The following is a 17,578-nucleotide window of genomic DNA, read 5'->3' as shown; positions in this document are numbered from 1 at the left end:
ATCATCGCTGCATCAAAAGCTCAATGCAGATCCGCCGCCCGCAGCATCTCGTTGCTCTGCGGTGCGCCGCCCGCGCTGGCGTCGAGATCGTGCCCGGCGCGGCGAAGCTCGCTCTTCGCCATCTTCTCGCCCTTCACGCCGTTGAAGATCAGGTTCAGCGCGACCGCCGACACCGACGCGAGCAGAATCCCGCTGTGTAGCAGCGGCGACAACGCTGGCGGCAGTTGCGAGAAGAAGTGCGGCGAGACGACCGGCACGAGGCCGAGCCCGATGCTGACCGCGACGATGAAGAGGTTGTGCTGATTCCTCACGAAGTCGACGCGCGACAGCACCTTGATGCCGTTCGCCGCGACCATGCCGAACATCACGATGCCCGCGCCGCCGAGCACGAACGCCGGCACCGACGCGACCACCTGCGCCATCTTCGGGAAGAGGCCGAGCAGCACGAGGATCACGCCGCCCATCGCGCAGACGAAGCGGCTCTTCACGCCGGTCACGCCGATCAACCCGACGTTCTGCGAGAACGACGTATGCGGGAACGAGTTGAAGATGCCGCCGATCAGCGTGCCGAGACCGTCGACGCGCAAGCCACGCACCAGCGTTTTCTGATCGACCGGACGATCGACCATGTCGCCGACCGCGAGAAACATGCCGGTCGATTCGATGAACGTGACGAACATCACGGTGACCATCGTCGCGATCGACAGCGGATCGAAGTGCGGCAGACCGAAGTGGAACGGCATCACGAAGCCGACCCACGGCGCGTGCATGACGCCGTCCAGGTTGACGCGGCCGAGCATCAGCGCGATCGCAAAGCCCGCGACGATGCCGAGCAGCACCGAGATATTGGCGACGAACCCCCTGGCAAACCTGTTGATCAGCAGGATCAGCGTCAGCACGAGCAGCGCCAGGCCGAGATATACCGGATTGCCGTAGTCGGGATTGCCGACACCGCCGGCCGCCCAGTTGATGCCGACCTCCATCAGCGACAGGCCGATCACCGAAATCACGACGCCGATCACGACCGGCGGGAAGAAGCGCAACAGCTTGCCGACCGCGGGCGCGAGCAGAATGCCGATCACGCCGGCCGCGATCGTCGAGCCGAAGATGTCGAGGATGCCGAGCGAAGGATTGGTGCCGATCGCGACCATCGGGCCGACGGCCGCGAACGTGCAGCCCATGATGACGGGCAGGCGGATGCCGAAGATCCACAGTCCGAGCGTCTGGATCAGCGTGGCGATGCCGCAGGAAAACAGATCGGCGCTGATCAGGAAGGCGACCTGGTCTTTCGGCAGCTTCAGCGCCGCGCCGATGATCAGCGGCACCGCGACCGCGCCAGCGTACATGACCAGCACGTGCTGGATGCCGAGAGTGAGCAACTGGCCCGCCGGTAGGCGCTCGTCGCACGGGTGAACCGTGTTCGCTTGCATATCGTCTGTCTCCACCATCTCGTTTTGGGATGACTCCAAGGTATCGGGGACGAAAAGTCGCAACAAGACCATACGTGGCTATTCCGGCATTCCCGGCGACGATATGCAGAGACCTGTTTTGAAAGGCAAATTAAAGCCACGCGTGGGACGGATCGGCCGTCGGACGCCAGAGAACCCTATGCAGTGGGGGCCGCGGGCGGTGCATGGCGTGCGCGGCGCGGGTTCGTCGCGCGAGGGGATATGTGTGAGAATCAATGACGTGTATCACGTTTCACGCATAGTCCTGTTTTGATGACGCTCGCAGCACGGCGGGGTTAACCCGCGAATGGTTTTTTTTCGCGTGTTTTCCGAGCCGTTTGTTCAACGTTCGCGGCGTCTGTGCAGCTTCGCCCTTGAGCTTCGCTTTCCCACTTCGTCGCCAGTCTCGCTGGCTCCTTCTTCACCTCGTTTCAACGTCCCTGCGCTCATGAGTTTTCTCGGCATCGACCTCGGCACCGGCTCCCTGAAAGCGGCAATCGTCGACGAACATGGACGCGAGCAGGCGGTATCGAGCGTCGCTTATGCGCTCGTTACGCCGCACGCGGGTTGGGCCGAAATCGACGTCGAGACCTGGTGGAGCGCGCTCGTCCATGCGATGGCGGGCCTGCCGCGCGAGCTGCGTGACGGCGTGCGCGCGATTGGCTTCTCTGGCCAGATGCACGGCGTCGTGCTGCTCGATGCAAACGGCGCAGCGGTGCGGCGCGCCATGCTGTGGCCGGACTCGCGCGCGCTCGCCATGCTCGACGCGTGGCCCGAGCCGCAACCGAATCCGGTCGCGCCCGGCATGGCCGGACCGCTGCTGCGCTGGCTCGTGCTGCAAGAGCCGGAAGCTGCGCGCCGCACGCGTTGGGCGCTGCAGCCGAAGGACTGGCTGCGCGTCGCGCTCGGCGGCGCGTGCGTGACCGATGCGTCCGACGCGTGCGCGACCGCGCTCGCCGATCCCGCCGGCGCGTGGGACACGGCGCTGCTGCAACGCCTCGAGATTCCGCCCGAGTGGTTCGCGCCTGTGGCGCCGTCGTATGCGGCGGCGGGCGCGCTGTCGCCGCAGGCCGCGCAGGCACTTGGCTTACGGGCCGGTATCGTGCTCGCAACCGGCGCCGCGGATACGCCGTGCGCGGCGCTCGGCAGCGGACTCGTGCGTGACGGCGACGCGCTGCTGACGACCGGCACCGGCGGACAGATCGTCGTGCTCGCGGACGACGAGCCTGCGCCGCTGAAGGGCTTGCATCGCTATCGCGCGGCGAGCGATCACTGGTATCGGATGGCGGCGATGCAGAACGTCGGCATCGCGCTGGAGCGGGTGCGCGGGTGGCTGTCGTTCGGGTGGGCGGAGGCTTACCGAGAGGCATTTGACGATGCGGCTGATGCAAGCGCTCATGCCGCCGCTGAAGTGGCGTCGACGCTGAGCTTCCTGCCGTACCTGACGGGCGAGCGCACGCCGTGGCTGAACCCGCAGGCGCGCGGCGGCTGGCTCGGTTTGTCGCTCGAGCATACGCGCGGCGCGATGATGCGTGCCGCGTTCGAGGGCGTCGCGTTCTCGTTGCGCGCGGGGCTCGACGCGATTCGCGCGAGCGGCGCGCCGGTGACGGCGCTCAAGCTCGCGGGCGGCGGCTCCGTCGATGCGCGCTGGCGACAACTGCTCGCCGATGCGCTCGACGTCGACCTGCATGCGGTCGATTGCCCGAACGCGGCGCCGCGCGGCGCGGCGATCCTCGGCGGTCTCGCGTGCGGCCACTGGCAGACGCGCGATCTCGCCGCGCTCGCGCCGGGCGCGACGCGCGTCGCGGGTCCACGAGGCGATGCGGCGCTTGCTGAACGCTATGCGCGCTTCGTCGATCTGTATGTCCGGGTCGAGCCGTGGTTCGGTGGTAGCGCGCCGTGCGAAGCGCAGTGACAGCGAGGGCGTTGAACACGGTGCCGAGCGCAGCCATCGGCGACGCAGCCTTCACGCACTATGCAATACCATGACGCTTTTCGCGCGCCACGTAGTCGCCGGCACGCGATGCCATTTCGCGTTCACGCACTCACGGACTCACAGGAGCATTGACGATGAAGACCAAAGCAGCAATCGCATGGAAAGCCGGCGCCCCGTTGACGATCGAGGAAGTCGATCTCGAAGGTCCGCGCGCCGGTGAAGTCCTGATCGAAGTGAAGGCGACGGGCATCTGCCACACCGACTACTACACGCTGTCGGGCGCCGATCCCGAAGGCATCTTCCCGGCGATTCTCGGCCACGAAGGCGCGGGCGTGATCGTCGATGTCGGGCCGGGCGTCGGCACGCTGAAGAAGGGCGATCACGTGATTCCGCTCTACACGCCCGAATGCCGTCAGTGCAAGTTCTGCCTGTCGCGCAAAACGAATCTCTGCCAGGCGATCCGCGCGACGCAGGGCAAAGGCCTGATGCCCGACGCGACCTCGCGCTTCTCGCTCGATGGCAAGCCCCTGTTCCACTACATGGGGACGTCGACGTTCTCGAACTACATCGTCGTGCCGGAGATCGCGGTCGCGAAGGTGCGTGAAGACGCGCCGTTCGACAAGATCTGCTACATCGGCTGCGGCGTGACGACCGGCGTCGGCGCGGTCGTGTATTCGGCGAAGGTCGAGGCGGGTGCGAACGTGGTGGTGTTCGGGCTCGGCGGTATCGGGCTGAACGTGATTCAAGGCGCGAAGATGGTCGGCGCGGACAAGATCATCGGTGTCGATCTCAACCCGGGCCGCGTCGAACTCGCGAAGAAGTTCGGCATGACGCACTTCATCAACCCGAACGAAGTCGAGAACGTCGTCGATCACATCGTGCAGCTGACCGACGGCGGCGCCGACTACTCGTTCGAATGCATCGGCAACGTGAAGGTGATGCGCCAGGCGCTCGAATGCACGCACAAGGGTTGGGGGCAGTCGTTCATCATCGGCGTCGCGGCGGCGGGCGAGGAGATCAGCACGCGGCCGTTCCAGCTGGTGACGGGCCGCGAGTGGAAGGGCTCGGCATTCGGCGGCGCGCGAGGCCGCACCGACGTGCCGAAGATCGTCGACTGGTACATGGAAGGCAAGATCAATATCGACGATCTGATTACGCACCGTCTGCCGCTCGAGCGCATCAACGAGGGCTTCGAGCTGATGAAGAAGGGCGAGTCGATCCGCTCGGTCGTGCTCTACTAAGCGAGGAGCGTCGCGATGCTCGAACTACTATCGTCGCACGGCTGCCACGGCGGCGAGCAGCGCTTTTACCGGCACGAGTCGCGCACCATCGGTCTGCCGATGCGCTTCTCGGTCTATCTGCCGCCGCAGGCGTTGCGGGGCAATGCGAAGGTGCCCGCGCTGTTCTACCTCGCGGGGCTGACCTGCACCGAAGAGACGTTCGCGATCAAGGCCGGCGGGCAGCGCTTCGCGGCCCGGCCCGGCATCGCGCTGATCGCGCCGGATACGAGCCCTCGCGGCGCGGGCGTGCCAGGCGAGAGCGATGCGTGGGACTTCGGCGTCGGCGCGGGCTTTTATGTCGACGCGACCGAGCAGCCGTGGGCGCGGAACTACCGCATGTACTCGTACGTGCGCGACGAGCTGCGCGAAACGGCGCTTGCGAACCTGCCGATCGATGGCGCGCGTCTCGGCATCTTCGGTCATTCGATGGGCGGCCACGGCGCGCTGATGCTCGCGCTGCGCAATCCGGACATTTATCGGTCGGTGTCGGCGTTCGCGCCGATCGCGGCGCCGATGCGTTGTCCCTGGGGCGAGAAGGCGTTTAGCGGTTATCTCGGCGAGAACCGTGAAGCGTGGAAGCAGTACGACGCGAGCGAGCTGGTTTCGCACGCGACGCACAAGTTCGCGGAAGGGATTCTCGTCGATCAGGGGCTCGCGGATCAGTTCCTGCCCACGCAGCTCAATCCCGACGTGTTCGAAGCGGCGTGCAAGGCCGCGGGTCAGCCGCTGACGTTGCGCCGGCATGCGGGTTACGACCACGGCTACTACTTCATCTCGACGTTCGTCGAGGATCATCTCGCGCATCACGCGAAGGTGTTGCTCGGCTCAACAACGTCGTAAAACGCGGGCAAAAAAAAACGGCGGCACTTCATGTGCCGCCGTTTTTTCATTTGATCGGCGTAAGCGCCGCTCAATGCCGCTTCAACAGACTCCCGCCATACACCACCGCCGACAGCGCGGTGATCCAGAAGCTCGTCGGGCAATCGGTATAGAACGCGAGCGTCAGCCCGAGCCACGCCTGCGCGAGCGCGAATACGGCCGCGAGCACGAGACCCGTCGACAGCCGCGTGCTCAGGTTCTGCGCGGCGGCGGCCGGCCCCACCATCAGCGTGAACACGAGCAGCACGCCGACGATTTGCGTGCAAGCGGCGACGGCCAGCGCGGCGATCGCGAGAAACAGCACCGACACGCGGCGCAGCGACACGCCCTTCGCTTCGGCCAGCTCCGGTTGCAGCGACGCGAACAGCAGCGGCCGCATGATGGCCGCGAGCGCGGCCAGACTGACGACGCCCAACGCCGCGAGCACACCGAGCGTCGCTGCATTGACGCCGAGCACGTTGCCAAACAGCAGCGCCGTCACCTGCGTCGCGTAGGCGGTGAAGAAATGCAGAAACAGCAGCCCAAAGCCGAGCGACAAGGAAAGGATTACGCCGATCGCGACGTCGCGGCCGGCGAGCCGTTCGCCGAGCGCGCCCATGCCCACACCGGCCGCGAGCGTGAAGCCGATCATCCCCCAGATAGGCGAGATGCCGATCAGCACCGCGCCGGTCGCGCCGGTGAAGCCGACGTGCGACAGCGCGTGGCCCGCGAACGTCTGTCCGCGCATCACCAGAAAATAGCCGACCACGCCGGCCAGCACCGCGACGATCCCCGAGGCCGCGAATGCGTTCACCATGAAATCGTATTCAAACATCGTGCGTGTGTCCGTCGCGGAAGTCGTGCGGGTTTGGGCGACTGTGTGAGTGGCCGTGCGAATGCGTATGTCCGCCGTCCTCGTCGTGTTCGTGCTCGTGATCGTGCTTCTCGACTTCGACGCCGCCCGACATCACGAAGATGCGGCCGTTCACGCGCATCACGTCGATCGGCGAGCCGTACAGACGCGACAGCACCGGCCGCGTGATCACTTCGTCGACGGTGCCGAGCGCCGCGACGCCGCTGCCGAGATACAGCACGCGATCGATCGAGTTCAGCAGCGGATTGAGTTCGTGCGCGGAGAACAGCACCGCGATGCCGAGCTCCTGCTGCACGCGCCGCACCAGTTCGACGACGCTCTTCTGGTGATGCGGATCGAGACTGATCAACGGTTCATCGAGCAGCAGCAGTTTCGGATTGCCGAGCAGGCATTGCGCGAGCAGGAGCCGCTGCCGTTCGCCGCCCGACAACTCCGACAGTGGCCGCTTCGACAGATTCGTCCCGCCGACGAGCTCGAGCACCCGATCGACGTCCGCGCGCGTTTTTGCATCCGCATGCGGCAAGCCCCAGCGATGACCATCGGCTGCCATCGCGACCAGATCGCGGCCGCGCACGCGACGGCCGGCGAGCGCGCTGCGCGTCTGCGGCATATAGCCGATCGACGCGTTGCCGCGCTCGACCGTCTGCCCGAGCACGCGGATCGCGCCGCCCACGGCCGGCACAAGGCCGAGCACCGCGCGCATCAGCGTCGTCTTGCCCGCGCCGTTGGGCCCGAGCACGCCGATGAACTCGCCCTGGTTCACGACGAAGCTGGTATCGCGCAGGATCGTGCGGCCGCCCAGATCGAGCGTCGCGTTGTCGAGTTCGAGCACGGGCCGGTCGCCGCGCGCGGTGGGTGCGCCTGATTGCGCACCTGCTGGCGTTTGATGGCCAGTCGGAATCATGGAGCCTTTCCTTGCGCGTTCGCGCTGGTCGCGCCAATCGCACCGTTCGTGTCACCCGCCGCGAGCGCTTTCTGCAACGCATCGAGCTGCGTCAGCATCCACGTCTGATAGGTCTTGCCGGGCGGCAGGGTTTCGGTGACGCTCATCGTCGGTACCTTCGATTGTTGCGCGAGCTTCAGCATGCGTTTGGTCAGCGCCTCGGTGGCCTGGCTGTTATAGATCAGCACGCGCACGCGCCGCTCGCGCAGATCGCGTTCGAACGCGGCGATATCGGCCGCGCTCGCTTCGGTGTCGTTCATCGTGGCGAGCTGGAAGCGCTGGTTGCGCATGGCGAGGCCAATCGCGTCAGACATATAGCCGAACACCGGCTCCGTCGCCGTGACCGGCAAGCCCGCATAGCGGCCGTGCAGCTCGGCGACCTTCGCGTCGATCGGCTTCAGCGAATCGAGAAACTTCGCGAGGTTCGCATCGTACGCCGGCTTGTGCGCCGGGTCAGCAGCGCTGAGTGCGTCGCAGACCGCGCGCGCGACTTTCGGCATCGTCGCCGGGTCGTACCACAGGTGCGGATTGTCGCCGCCTTTTTTGCCGACGAGGTCGGCCGCAATGATCACCGTGCGATGCGCGCCTTTCGACGCGGCCAGCAGCTTCGCCATCCACGGATCGTAGTCGGCGCCGTTGTAGACGACGAGGCTCGCGTGCTGCAACGCGCGCGCGGTGGCCGGGCTCGCTTCGAACAGATGCGGGTCCTGGTCCGGGTTGCTGAGGATGCTGGTCACGTCGACGCGATCGCCGCCGAGTTGCCGGACCACGTCGCCATAAAAGTTCTCCGCGGCGACGACCGGAATTTTCGTGTCGGCGGCGAACGCGTTGTGGCCGAAGCCGAGCGCTGCGATCGCGAGCAGACAGGTGTACAGGGTGCGCACAGACGTCGAACGCTTCAGCGCGCGGTGCGCTCTGGACAACATCAAGCCGATTGTTTTCATCGTTGTTTCCTGCTGGGTGAGAGTTGAATCAGCCACTCGCGGTGGCAGGGCCAAATACGGGGTGGCGCTTAGCCCGGCGCCGCGCGCCTGATCACGACGAAGTGCCTGCTGCGCCGCCGGCGCCGCCAGGCTTCGCCGCTCGCGCACATGGCCCGCACAGTCCACTGAGCTCGATCACCTGACGATGCACCTCGAAGCCATGCGCGGGTGCGCTGTGCGACAGGCGGTCGGCGAGCTCGTCGCCGGGAATCTCGACAGTCGCGCCGCAACCGTCGCACATCAGGAACTGGCTGCGATGCGGCACGCCGATTTCGCAGCAGGCGACGAACGCGTTCTTCGATTCGATCCGGTGCACGAAGCCGTGCGCGACGAGGAAGTCGAGCGCGCGATAGACGGTGGTCGGCGGCATGCGACCGCGCTGGGGGGCGAGCGCGTCGAGCAACTCGTACGCGCCGACCGGCCGCTCGCTCGCGACGATCGCCGCGTACACCTGGCGGCGCAGCGGCGTCAGCGCGAGCTCCTGCGCCGCAGCGTGCGCGTCCGCATGCGCGAGCCGCATGGCGTGCTGTTCGGCGAGCGAGGTAGTCATCGGCGTGAATCTCCTGACATGGCGGCCCCCGAGCGGGCTGCAAGGTCGAAATGATATAACGTAGCGCGATTTTTTGTCAGCGGCGCGAATCTTCGCACGGCGGCACGCAGCGAACGCGTCGTGGCGACCCGTGGCGCAATGGGCTCGCTCCTGCCGCGCTGCACCATCGAAATTCGTCCGCGTGCCTTGACATGATCCGGTCCGTATCCGATCATTCGATCACTAGCCGAGCAATTGTTCGCGTGATGCGCGTTCGCTCACCGCGCGCCAAAATGTAAAAACGAAGCGGAGACAGGCAGTGGCACGATTGCAGGACAAAGTCGCCATTCTGACGGGCGCGGCCAGCGGTATCGGTGAAGCGGTAGCCCGGCGCTATCTCGACGAGGGCGCGCGCTGCGTGCTGGTCGACGTGAAGCCGACCGACAGCCTCGGCGGCGCGCTGCGCGGCATCTACGGCGAGCGCGTGTTGAGCGTCAGCGCCGACGTCCGGCGCCGCGAGGACATCGAGCGCATCGTCACGAGCACGCTCGGCTGCTTCGGCCAGATCGACATCCTGTTCAATAATGCGGCGCTGTTCGACATGCGCCCGCTCCTCGACGAATCCTGGGACGTGTTCGACCGCCTGTTCGCGGTCAACGTGAAGGGCATGTTCTTCCTGATGCAGGCGGTCGCGCGGCAGATGGTCGAGCAGGGCCGCGGCGGCAAGATCATCAACATGTCGTCGCAGGCCGGGCGGCGCGGCGAGGCGCTCGTGTCGCACTACTGCGCGACCAAGGCGGCGGTGTTGAGCTATACGCAGTCCGCGGCGCTCGCGCTCGCGCCGCATAAGATCAATGTGAACGGCATCGCGCCGGGCGTCGTCGACACGCCGATGTGGAACGAGGTCGACGCGCTGTTCGCGCGCTACGAGAACCGGCCGCTCGGCGAGAAGAAGCGCCTCGTCGGCGAGGCCGTGCCGCTCGGCCGCATGGGCGTGCCCGACGACCTGACCGGCGCCGCGCTGTTCCTCGCGTCGGCCGATGCCGACTACATCACCGCGCAGACGCTGAACGTCGACGGCGGTAACTGGATGAGCTGAATAAAGAGCAGGGAGCGGGCACGTTGACTGCTCCGAGCGGCGCGTCATTCCGTCAAACGAACGCAGCATCACATAACGTACGAGAAAGGAGACAACGATGAAACCAGCTTTCAAATTCGCGCTGAAGGCGGCCGGTGCCGGCGCTGCCACCTGCTTCGCGCTGAGCGCATCGGCGGCGACGGTGACGATCGCGACGCTGAACAATCCGGACATGATCGAGTTGAAGAAGCTGTCGCCCGCGTTCGAAAAAGCGAATCCGGACATCAAGCTGAACTGGGTGATCCTCGAGGAAAACGTGCTGCGTCAGCGCGCGACGACCGACATCACGACCGGCAGCGGCCAGTTCGACGTAATGACGATCGGCGCGTATGAAACCCCGCAATGGGGCAAGCGCGGCTGGCTCGCGCCGATCACCAACCTGCCGGCGAGCTATGACCTCAACGACGTCGTGAAGACGGCCCGCGACGGTCTGTCCGCTAACGGCCAGCTGTACGCGCTGCCGTTCTACGTCGAAAGCTCGATGACCTATTACCGCAAGGATCTGTTCGACAAGGCCGGTCTGAAGATGCCCGACCAGCCGACCTACGACCAGATCGGCCAATTCGCCGACAAGCTCACCGACAAGTCCAGGGAGCAGTACGGCATCTGCCTGCGCGGCAAGGCGGGCTGGGGCGAGAATATGGCGTACGCCACGACGGTCGTGAACACCTTCGGCGGCCGCTGGTTCGACGAGAAGTGGCACGCGCAGCTGACGTCGCCGGAATGGAAGAAGGCGATAACGTTCTACGTCGATCTGCTGAGGAAGGACGGTCCTCCGGGAGCGAGCTCGAACGGCTTCAACGAAAACCTGACGCTGATGTCGTCGGGCAAGTGCGCGATGTGGATCGACGCGACGGTGGCGGCCGGCATGCTGTACAACAAGCAGCAGTCGCAGATCGCCGACAAGGTCGGCTTCGCGGCCGCGCCGATCGAGGTCACGCCGAAGGGCTCGCATTGGCTGTGGGCGTGGGCGCTCGCGATTCCGAAGTCGTCGAAGCAGCAAGATGCGGCGAAGAAGTTCATCGAGTGGGCGACCTCGAAGGAGTACATTGAAATGGTCGCGAAGGATGAGGGCTGGGCCTCGGTGCCGCCGGGCACGCGCGAGTCCACCTACGCGCGCCCCGAGTACAAGCAGGCCGCGCCGTTCGGCGACTTCGTGCTAAAGGCGATCCAGACCGCCGACCCGGATCATCCGACCTTGAAGCCGGTCCCGTACACGGGTGTGCAGTTCGTCGGAATTCCCGAATTCCAGTCGTTCGGCACGGTGGTCGGGCAGAGCATCTCCGGCGCGATCGCCGGTCAGATGACGGTCGACCAGGCACTCGAGGCCGGCAACGCGGCCGCGAATCGCGCGGTCAAGCAGGCGGGTTATCAGAAGTAACCCGGCAGGCCGCCGCATCGACCGATGCGGCTCATGCAGCAGGGCGGCCGTTCGTCTGCGCCCGATGCGATGCGGCGCGTGTCGTGCGCCATTCAGGCACGGCACGCCGCGTCGCACATACGCGGCTCCGGCGAACGCTCCGCGCATTACCGAACAGGTGGTCCATCATGCGTCCTTTGCGCCTACCTCTGATGCAAACCCATCCCCAGACAGAAAAAGAACGCGAGGAGCGTAAGGCCAATTCGGCCCGCTGGCTCGTGGCGCCGTCGGTCGGCGTGCTCGTGCTGTGGATGGTCATTCCGCTCGCGATGACGATCTGGTTCTCGTTCTCGCACTACAACCTGCTCAATCCCGATCTGCGCGGCTTCGCAGGTCTCGACAACTACCGCTATCTCGCGACCGATCCGTCGTTCGGTCCGTCGATCGCGCATACGATCGAGCTGATCGTATGGGTGCTCGTGATCACCGTGGGCGGCGGCGTGCTGATGGCGATCCTGTTCGACCGCAAGTTCTACGGGCAGGGCGTGGCACGCCTGCTCGCGATCGGCCCGTTCTTCGTGATGCCGACGGTCAGCGCGCTGATCTGGAAGAACATGATCCTGCACCCGGTGTACGGCCTCGTCGCGCAGGGCATGCGCGCGCTCGGCATGCAGCCGATCGACTGGTTCGCCGACTATCCGCTCACCGCGGTGATCATGATCGTCGCGTGGCAGTGGCTGCCGTTCGCGTTCCTGATCCTGTTCACGTCGATCCAGTCGCTCGACCAGGAGCAGAAGGAAGCCGCGAAGATCGACGGCGCCGGTCCGTTCTCGATGTTCTTCTACATCACGCTGCCGCACCTGCGACGTGCGATCGCGGTCGTCGTGATGATGGAGACGATTTTCCTGCTGTCGATCTTCGCCGAGATCTATACGACCACGGGCGGCGGTCCGGGCAACGCGACCACCACCCTGTCGTACCTGATCTTCGCGCTGGGCCTGCAACAGTTCGACGTCGGTCTCGCCTCGGCGGGCGGTATTCTCGCGGTCGTGCTGGCCAACATCGTGTCGATCTTCCTCGTGCGGATGCTCGCGAAGAACCTGAAAGGGGAGTACGAAAAATGAGCCACGTTGCCTCCACTACGGCATCGACGACGCAGCCGGTCGCGGTGCCGACCAAATCGCCGTTCGACACGATTCGTCGCGGCATTCCCGGCGTGATCGCGTGGCTCGTCGCGCTGCTGCTGTTCTTCCCGATCTTCTGGATGACGATCACCGCGTTCAAGACCGAGCAGCAGGCCTATGCGTCGTCGCTGTTTTTCGTGCCGACGCTCGACAGCTTCCGCGAGGTGTTCGCGCGCAGCAACTACTTCGCGTTCGCGTGGAACTCGATACTGATCTCGGTCGGCGTCACACTGCTGTGCCTGATCCTCGCGGTGCCGTGCGCGTACGCGATGGCGTTTTTCCCGACGCGCCGCACGCAGAAAGTGCTGCTGTGGATGCTGTCGACGAAGATGATGCCGTCGGTCGGCGTGCTGGTGCCGATCTATCTGCTGTGGAAAAACAGCGGCCTTCTGGATACCGTCTCGGGCCTGATCATTGTCTACACGCTGATCAATCTGCCGATCGCGGTCTGGATGGCGTTCACGTACTTCGCCGAGATTCCGCGCGACATTCTCGAAGCCGGGCGCATCGACGGCGCGGCGACGTGGCAGGAGATCGTCTATCTGCTGATGCCGATGGCGCTGCCCGGGCTCGCGTCGACCGCGCTGCTGCTCGTGATCCTGTCGTGGAACGAGGCGTTCTGGAGCATCAACCTGTCGAGCTCGAACGCGGCGCCGCTGACCGTGTTCATCGCGTCGTATTCGAGTCCTGAAGGGTTGTTCTGGGCCAAGTTGTCGGCCGCTTCGTTGCTGGCGGTCGCGCCGATCCTGATCGTCGGCTGGCTGTCGCAGAAGCAGTTGGTGCGCGGGCTCACGTTCGGGGCCGTCAAATGACGGCTGGCCCGGGCATCGTGCGCTATGCGTTGATCTGCGATTGCGACGGCGTGCTGATCGACAGCGAAGCGGTGGCCGCGCGTATGCTGGTGCGCGAACTCGAGGCGTGCTGGCCCGGCATCGACGTCGCGCCGGTCGTGCTGCCGCTGCTCGGGCTGCGCATCGAGCGCGTGTTGCAGGACACCGCGACTCAGCTCGGCAAACAGCTCGGCGCCGACGATATCGATGCGATCCGCCGCGCGGTCGAAGCGGCGGCGATCGAGGCGCCCGCCGTCGACGGCATCGAGATGGCGCTGACCCAGGTGCCGCTCGTCAAAGGCTGCGCGAGCAATAGCTTCCGGCCCTACGTCGAGACGGTGCTGGCGCGCACGGGCCTGAAGCGTTTCTTCGGCGAGCGGCTGTTCTGCGCCGACGCGGTGCCGAATCCGAAGCCCGCGCCGGACGTGTATCTGGCGGCGGCGCAAGGCTTCGGGCTCGCGCCGGGTGCGTGCCTCGTCGTCGAGGACAGCGTGACCGGCGTCACGGCGGCGGCCACGGCGGGCATGGCGGTGCTGGGGTTTATCGGCGGCGGTCATGCGAGCGATGCGCAGATCGATCGATTGCACGCGGCGGGCGCGCGTCATGTGTTCGAGGACATGCGGCAGTTGCCCGACCTCGTCGCGCAATGGACGCTCTCGGCGACGGCCGCGGCGCCGTGAGCGCACGAACGCACGCGACGTGACACGGCATCAGGTAGCAGCATGAAGTAACGAGCAGCATCGAACGGCATTACACGGAGACACATCATGGCAAGCGTAACCTTGCGCAACATCAGAAAGGCCTACGACGAAAACGAAGTGATGCGCGACATCAATCTCGACATCGCCGATGGCGAGTTCGTCGTGTTCGTCGGGCCGAGCGGTTGCGGCAAATCGACCCTGATGCGGATGATCGCGGGCCTCGAGGACATCACGGGCGGCGATCTGAACATCGACGCCGTGCGCATGAACGACGTGCCGCCGGCCAAGCGCGGCATCGCGATGGTGTTCCAGTCGTACGCGCTGTATCCGCACATGACGCTGTACGACAACATGGCGTTCGGCCTGAAGCTTGCCGGCGCGAAGAAGCCGGAGATCGACTCAGCCGTGCGCAACGCGGCGAAGATCCTGCACATCGACCATCTGCTCGATCGCAAGCCGAAGCAGCTGTCGGGCGGGCAGCGTCAGCGCGTCGCGATCGGCCGCGCGATCACGCGCAAGCCGAAGGTGTTTCTGTTCGACGAGCCGCTGTCGAATCTCGACGCCGCGCTGCGCGTGAAGATGCGCCTCGAGTTCGCGCGCCTGCACGACGAGCTGAAGACGACGATGATCTACGTGACGCACGACCAGGTCGAGGCGATGACTTTGGCCGACAAGATCGTCGTGTTGTCGGCGGGCAATCTGGAGCAGGTCGGCAGTCCGACGATGCTGTATCACGCGCCGGCGAACCGCTTCGTCGCCGGCTTCATCGGCTCGCCGAAGATGAACTTCATGGAAGGCGTGGTGCAGTCGGTGTCGCATGACGGCGTCTCGGTGCGTTACGAGACCGGCGAGACGCAGCGCGTGTTGGTCGAGCCGGGCGCGGCCAAGCAGGGCGACAAGGTGACGGTCGGCATCCGCCCCGAGCATCTGCACGTCAGCACGACCGAGGATGGTATCGAGGCACGCACGATGACGGTCGAATCGCTCGGCGATGCCGCGTATCTGTACGCGGAGTCGAGCGTCGCGCCCGATGGTTTGATCGCGCGGATTCCGCCGCTCGAACGGCATGCGAAGGGCAATACGCAGAAGCTGGGCGCGACGCCCGAGCATTGCCATCTGTTTGATAGCGAAGGCAAGGCGTTCCAGCGCAAGATTGTTGAGGTGCTGGCGGCTTGATCGCGCGATGACGCATTGCAGGAGCAGGCGGCGCACGCGCCGTCTGTTGCGGGCAAGGTTTGCGCTTTCAGGATGGCGGCCGGCGAGCCCGCGCGCGCGTTGGCGCGCCTTGGCGGTACGTGAGGCGCATGCAAAGCGCTGTCGCTAGAGGGCGTTAGGCGCTTTGGGTTGCCAGCTGAAATGAAAGCGCGGAAAACCTACCGGACGGCGGGGAGCCCTCCGGTGCGAGGAAGCGCAGGCTACTCACTCAGAAGAAGACGCTTAAGCTTGTCGAGAAAAGCCTCAGTGGTCTGCTCCCACGCCGTCGGATCGCACTGGTAGCCAAATTCCTCCTCGAAGGCCGCGTCAAGATTTCCAGCATGATCGCTCTTGAACCGGTCTATGTCGGCCACCGTCGCGTTGATCATGTCTGGCGTGCATCCGCTTGCACAAGCCCGGACCAACTCCTCAATTGTGTTTCCCCAGTAGTCGAAATCTTCATTGAAGTAGCCAAGGATCAATTGCCCCAGATCATAATATTTCATACATCAATACCCACCAATCACTTATCGAGCATAGCAGTGAGGATGTAGTACGGCATCCCGTTATACGCCCCGTACTTCAAGACAACCTCCACTTTACTGCTATCTACCAACCTGTCGGTCTTCCTGACCAATGCGTATCCTACTTTTCTTCCAACGTCCTTTCTCAGCGTCAAAACCCGGTTTGGTGCTGCTTTTGTCCATGCGTGAATCTGCAAGGCATTTGCGCGCATTGTTTCCGATATAGCCCACTCCGCTTCCTCGAGATTTACGAAAGACGAAACTACTTTCTTTTCCGGCTCCAGCCTGAGCCTCTCCCGCAACTGCGCTTCAGTCCTCCCGACATGTTTCAAAAGCGTATGTCCACCGATCCGGCTGCCCGCTTTTGCCTCGTGCATTTGCAGGTTAATCCGGCCCATCGTGACACGCGCTGCGCGTGCGGCCCTGATCGAGCCAGCGAAGCCGAATGGCACGGCGATATCGAGCGACAGGCCGATATTGTTCGCCATGTCAGGGCTCGCCTTCATCGCTTCAGCGAGTTTCGTCGTGCCCTGGTGGCTCAGCGTGGCCGTGTCCCGACCAGTCCACACCTGCCGCAAGCCAGCCGCCGCCGAGTCGGAGCCATGTACTCCGAAGACGATACACCCGGCTTTGCTCGCCATCGTCGGGTCCGGCAAAACGCAGAGGGCACCCGCACCGACCATTTCCAGCACGCCGCCGACAACCTGCAGACCGCCCCAAATCCGGTTGGAAAGCATTTCCGTCTGGCTGATCGACTGGCGGGATAGCACGGCCGCGAGTTGCGGAGCACTCAGTACAACCTTCACTCCTTCGGTGTTATCGGCACCGGGCATATAGAAACCCTCTTATGTTTTTATGGGGCTTCGATGCTGCCTTGCTGACCATCTCTCAAGATTCGGATAACTCCGAATTTTCCGTAGCTCGATGCACGGACCTGTTCTGCATCGGGCGGGACTAGGCGCAACATCACGCACGCCGCGATTTTCCGGTCATATCCTGTCCTGCATCACTACAGCGGGCCGCTACACCAGACTTTCCCCTTCTCTCCGAATCATCCTTCGCCCATAGCCGGACAGTGAATCCACCGGCTAATGTGAAAGCCCGAGAAAAAAAGAAGAGGACTTTTTGCACGTCACAGGTGAGTCAGACGGCGTCCGCGTCGTACTGAGCGCCCCGCAAATGGCGGCCGTTCTGGTTCGTCAGTCGATTAGCCAGACTGAGATGCTTTCGAACCGTTTATGGGGCGGTTTGCAGGTTGTCGGCGGAGATTGGAAATGGTCGGCGCGGGTGCGTTATGCGTGCTGCCAGAGCCGACGATGGCAAGCAAGGCCGGGTGCATTGTGTTTGGCGTGCATGGCTCGGATACCGCAGCAGCAGGTCTGCGACAGGTTTGGACCGGGCGAGATTCCTCCACGCTGATCCAACGCGGTGCGGCGAAGCTGGCCGAAACCATGAAGGCCAGCCCCGACATGGCCAACAATATCGGCTTGTCGCTCGATATCGCAGTGTCGGCAGGCGTGGCGGGATCGATCAAGGCGGTGCGGGCGTCCGAGATCACATCGGGCCGGATCAACTTGATGATGCGCGAAGCGAAGGCGGGTAGCGGGATTGGCGGGCACACGCTGCTGAAACATGTGGGGCGCACTGAGGCACCATTGTCAGAGAGATTGTTGAAGGAACCGTGGCGAGATCGGGTCTCGTCATTTGCGAATATTGGTGCGGCGGAATGGGCCATCTCGGAGACGATGCAGGCGAACATACAATGGAATGCCATACTATATTCTCACCGCTTATCT

At 64.5% G+C, this 17,578-nt stretch carries 16 protein-coding genes and 1 pseudogene; 10 read left to right on the top strand and 7 right to left on the bottom strand.

The annotated features are described in order from the left end of the window. Nucleotides 1-20 precede the first annotated feature (20 nt). Nucleotides 21-1,430: a nucleobase:cation symporter-2 family protein gene (locus tag HDG32_RS10810; protein WP_184023022.1), complete on the bottom strand. Its 1,410-nt coding sequence runs from the start codon at nt 1,428-1,430 to the stop codon at nt 21-23. Between the two features lie 466 nt (nt 1,431-1,896). On the opposite strand from HDG32_RS10810, the gene HDG32_RS10805 reads away from it, so the two are divergent. From HDG32_RS10805 to fghA, 3 genes are all read left to right on the top strand, one after another. Next, nucleotides 1,897-3,363: a xylulokinase gene (locus tag HDG32_RS10805; protein ID WP_184066486.1), complete on the top strand. Its 1,467-nt coding sequence runs from the start codon at nt 1,897-1,899 to the stop codon at nt 3,361-3,363. A gap of 155 nt (nt 3,364-3,518) precedes the next feature. After that, on the top strand, nt 3,519-4,625 hold the full coding sequence (locus tag HDG32_RS10800; RefSeq protein WP_184023024.1) for an S-(hydroxymethyl)glutathione dehydrogenase/class III alcohol dehydrogenase: 1,107 nt from the start codon (nt 3,519-3,521) through the stop codon (nt 4,623-4,625). A gap of 15 nt (nt 4,626-4,640) precedes the next feature. Then, entirely contained in the window at nt 4,641-5,504 is an 864-nt protein-coding gene (gene fghA, locus HDG32_RS10795) for an S-formylglutathione hydrolase (protein WP_184066483.1), read from the top strand. A gap of 70 nt (nt 5,505-5,574) precedes the next feature. On the opposite strand, the gene HDG32_RS10790 is transcribed toward fghA, so the two are convergent. The 4 genes from HDG32_RS10790 to HDG32_RS10775 form a co-directional block, all read right to left on the bottom strand. Next, nucleotides 5,575-6,357, bottom strand: coding sequence for a metal ABC transporter permease (locus tag HDG32_RS10790; RefSeq protein WP_090801692.1), 783 nt, complete (start codon nt 6,355-6,357; stop codon nt 5,575-5,577). Further along, nucleotides 6,350-7,300: an ABC transporter ATP-binding protein gene (locus tag HDG32_RS10785; protein ID WP_184066480.1), complete on the bottom strand. Its 951-nt coding sequence runs from the start codon at nt 7,298-7,300 to the stop codon at nt 6,350-6,352. Before HDG32_RS10785 ends, HDG32_RS10790 begins: the two co-directional genes overlap by 8 nt. After that, the gene (locus tag HDG32_RS10780) at nt 7,297-8,283 is read right to left on the bottom strand and encodes a metal ABC transporter solute-binding protein (protein WP_184066477.1); all 987 of its coding nucleotides are present in this window, start codon (nt 8,281-8,283) and stop codon (nt 7,297-7,299) included. Before HDG32_RS10780 ends, HDG32_RS10785 begins: the two co-directional genes overlap by 4 nt. 91 nt (nt 8,284-8,374) lie before the next feature. Continuing rightward, the gene (locus HDG32_RS10775) at nt 8,375-8,872 is read right to left on the bottom strand and encodes a Fur family transcriptional regulator (protein WP_184066473.1); all 498 of its coding nucleotides are present in this window, start codon (nt 8,870-8,872) and stop codon (nt 8,375-8,377) included. A 298-nt stretch (nt 8,873-9,170) separates the two neighbouring features. Here HDG32_RS10775 and HDG32_RS10770 point away from each other — a divergent pair, with 298 nt between their 5' ends. The 6 genes from HDG32_RS10770 to HDG32_RS10745 all read left to right on the top strand — a co-directional run bounded on the left by HDG32_RS10770 (nt 9,171) and on the right by HDG32_RS10745 (nt 15,240). After that, nucleotides 9,171-9,950: an L-iditol 2-dehydrogenase gene (locus HDG32_RS10770; protein WP_184066470.1), complete on the top strand. Its 780-nt coding sequence runs from the start codon at nt 9,171-9,173 to the stop codon at nt 9,948-9,950. 97 nt (nt 9,951-10,047) lie between these two features. After that, on the top strand, nt 10,048-11,370 hold the full coding sequence (locus HDG32_RS10765) for a sugar ABC transporter substrate-binding protein (RefSeq protein ID WP_184066467.1): 1,323 nt from the start codon (nt 10,048-10,050) through the stop codon (nt 11,368-11,370). Between the two features lie 167 nt (nt 11,371-11,537). Then, on the top strand, nt 11,538-12,473 hold the full coding sequence (locus tag HDG32_RS10760; RefSeq protein ID WP_090801682.1) for a carbohydrate ABC transporter permease: 936 nt from the start codon (nt 11,538-11,540) through the stop codon (nt 12,471-12,473). Further along, nucleotides 12,470-13,345 (top strand): carbohydrate ABC transporter permease, encoded by an 876-nt coding sequence (locus HDG32_RS10755; RefSeq protein WP_184006437.1) that lies wholly within the window; start codon nt 12,470-12,472, stop codon nt 13,343-13,345. Before HDG32_RS10760 ends, HDG32_RS10755 begins: the two co-directional genes overlap by 4 nt. Next, nucleotides 13,342-14,043 carry an HAD family phosphatase gene (locus HDG32_RS10750; RefSeq protein WP_184066464.1) on the top strand — a complete coding sequence of 234 codons (702 nt, stop codon included), beginning with the start codon at nt 13,342-13,344 and terminating at the stop codon, nt 14,041-14,043. Before HDG32_RS10755 ends, HDG32_RS10750 begins: the two co-directional genes overlap by 4 nt. 87 nt (nt 14,044-14,130) lie before the next feature. Beyond that, nucleotides 14,131-15,240, top strand: a complete 1,110-nt coding sequence (locus tag HDG32_RS10745; protein ID WP_184023032.1) for an ABC transporter ATP-binding protein — start codon at nt 14,131-14,133, stop codon at nt 15,238-15,240. Between the two features lie 239 nt (nt 15,241-15,479). Here the strand turns inward: HDG32_RS10745 and HDG32_RS10740 are convergent, their stop codons facing one another. Both HDG32_RS10740 and HDG32_RS10735 read right to left on the bottom strand, forming a co-directional pair. Next, nucleotides 15,480-15,764 carry a contact-dependent growth inhibition system immunity protein gene (locus tag HDG32_RS10740; RefSeq protein WP_184066461.1) on the bottom strand — a complete coding sequence of 95 codons (285 nt, stop codon included), beginning with the start codon at nt 15,762-15,764 and terminating at the stop codon, nt 15,480-15,482. Between the two features lie 17 nt (nt 15,765-15,781). Next, nucleotides 15,782-16,615: an RNase A-like domain-containing protein gene (locus tag HDG32_RS10735; RefSeq protein ID WP_184066458.1), complete on the bottom strand. Its 834-nt coding sequence runs from the start codon at nt 16,613-16,615 to the stop codon at nt 15,782-15,784. A gap of 346 nt (nt 16,616-16,961) precedes the next feature. Here HDG32_RS10735 and HDG32_RS10730 point away from each other — a divergent pair. Then, nucleotides 16,962-17,539 (top strand): annotated as a pseudogene (locus tag HDG32_RS10730) (RNase A-like domain-containing protein); the annotation flags it as partial. Nucleotides 17,540-17,578: the final 39 nt, after the last annotated feature.

This window comes from Paraburkholderia sp. CI2, from assembly GCF_014201055.1.
Classification (GTDB): domain Bacteria; phylum Pseudomonadota; class Gammaproteobacteria; order Burkholderiales; family Burkholderiaceae; genus Paraburkholderia; species Paraburkholderia tuberum.
The sequence above is the reverse complement of the archived record's forward strand: the minus strand, read 5'-3'. Positions and strand labels throughout refer to the sequence as shown.

What these genes read in the sequence shown, in the direction of transcription:
- HDG32_RS10810 (WP_184023022.1), bottom strand. Translation starts at nt 1,430, where the DNA reads ATGCAAGCGAACACGGTTCACCCGTGCGACGAGCGCCTACCGGCGGGC.
- HDG32_RS10805 (WP_184066486.1), top strand. Translation starts at nt 1,897, where the DNA reads ATGAGTTTTCTCGGCATCGACCTCGGCACCGGCTCCCTGAAAGCGGCA.
- HDG32_RS10800 (WP_184023024.1), top strand. Translation starts at nt 3,519, where the DNA reads ATGAAGACCAAAGCAGCAATCGCATGGAAAGCCGGCGCCCCGTTGACG.
- fghA (WP_184066483.1), top strand. Translation starts at nt 4,641, where the DNA reads ATGCTCGAACTACTATCGTCGCACGGCTGCCACGGCGGCGAGCAGCGC.
- HDG32_RS10790 (WP_090801692.1), bottom strand. Translation starts at nt 6,357, where the DNA reads ATGTTTGAATACGATTTCATGGTGAACGCATTCGCGGCCTCGGGGATC.
- HDG32_RS10785 (WP_184066480.1), bottom strand. Translation starts at nt 7,300, where the DNA reads ATGATTCCGACTGGCCATCAAACGCCAGCAGGTGCGCAATCAGGCGCA.
- HDG32_RS10780 (WP_184066477.1), bottom strand. Translation starts at nt 8,283, where the DNA reads ATGAAAACAATCGGCTTGATGTTGTCCAGAGCGCACCGCGCGCTGAAG.
- HDG32_RS10775 (WP_184066473.1), bottom strand. Translation starts at nt 8,872, where the DNA reads ATGACTACCTCGCTCGCCGAACAGCACGCCATGCGGCTCGCGCATGCG.
- HDG32_RS10765 (WP_184066467.1), top strand. Translation starts at nt 10,048, where the DNA reads ATGAAACCAGCTTTCAAATTCGCGCTGAAGGCGGCCGGTGCCGGCGCT.
- HDG32_RS10760 (WP_090801682.1), top strand. Translation starts at nt 11,538, where the DNA reads ATGCGTCCTTTGCGCCTACCTCTGATGCAAACCCATCCCCAGACAGAA.
- HDG32_RS10755 (WP_184006437.1), top strand. Translation starts at nt 12,470, where the DNA reads ATGAGCCACGTTGCCTCCACTACGGCATCGACGACGCAGCCGGTCGCG.
- HDG32_RS10750 (WP_184066464.1), top strand. Translation starts at nt 13,342, where the DNA reads ATGACGGCTGGCCCGGGCATCGTGCGCTATGCGTTGATCTGCGATTGC.
- HDG32_RS10745 (WP_184023032.1), top strand. Translation starts at nt 14,131, where the DNA reads ATGGCAAGCGTAACCTTGCGCAACATCAGAAAGGCCTACGACGAAAAC.
- HDG32_RS10740 (WP_184066461.1), bottom strand. Translation starts at nt 15,764, where the DNA reads ATGAAATATTATGATCTGGGGCAATTGATCCTTGGCTACTTCAATGAA.
- HDG32_RS10735 (WP_184066458.1), bottom strand. Translation starts at nt 16,615, where the DNA reads ATGCCCGGTGCCGATAACACCGAAGGAGTGAAGGTTGTACTGAGTGCT.